Source organism: Mesorhizobium sp. M1A.F.Ca.IN.020.06.1.1, assembly GCF_004023265.1.
Taxonomy (GTDB): domain Bacteria; phylum Pseudomonadota; class Alphaproteobacteria; order Rhizobiales; family Rhizobiaceae; genus Mesorhizobium.
Genome location: NZ_RZSR01001842.1, coordinates 1 through 408, shown reverse-complemented (window position 1 = coordinate 408; position 408 = coordinate 1). Strand labels below are relative to the sequence as shown.

The 408-nt window shown below is 63.7% G+C and carries 1 pseudogene; it reads right to left on the bottom strand.

The features are described 5' to 3' along the window. Nucleotides 1-408: pseudogene (locus EOA60_RS37165) on the bottom strand (GTP 3',8-cyclase MoaA); the annotation flags it as partial.

The window sequence follows — 408 nt, the reverse complement described above, 5'->3', positions numbered from 1 at the left end:
CATATAGAGCGTGCCGGTGCAAGTCAGCCGGACGCGGTTGCAGCTTTCGCAGAAATTATGCGTCATCGGGGTGATGAAACCGAGCCGACCGCCGGTCTCGGCGACCTGGACATAGCGGGCAGGGCCGCCGGTCTTATAAGGAATGTCGGTCAGCGTGAACTGGCGCTCAAGCGAGGCGCGCAGCAGCGACAGCGGCAGATACTGGTCCGTGCGGTCGGCGTCGATCTCGCCCATCGGCATGGTCTCGATGACCGTCAGATCCATGCCGCGACCATGCGCCCAGCGCAGCATCTCCGGTATTTCAGCGTCGTTGAAGTCGCGCAGCGCCACGGCATTGAGCTTGACCTTCAGGCCCGCCGCTTGCGCGGCGTCGATGCCTTCCATGACCTTGCCGAGATTGCCCCAGCG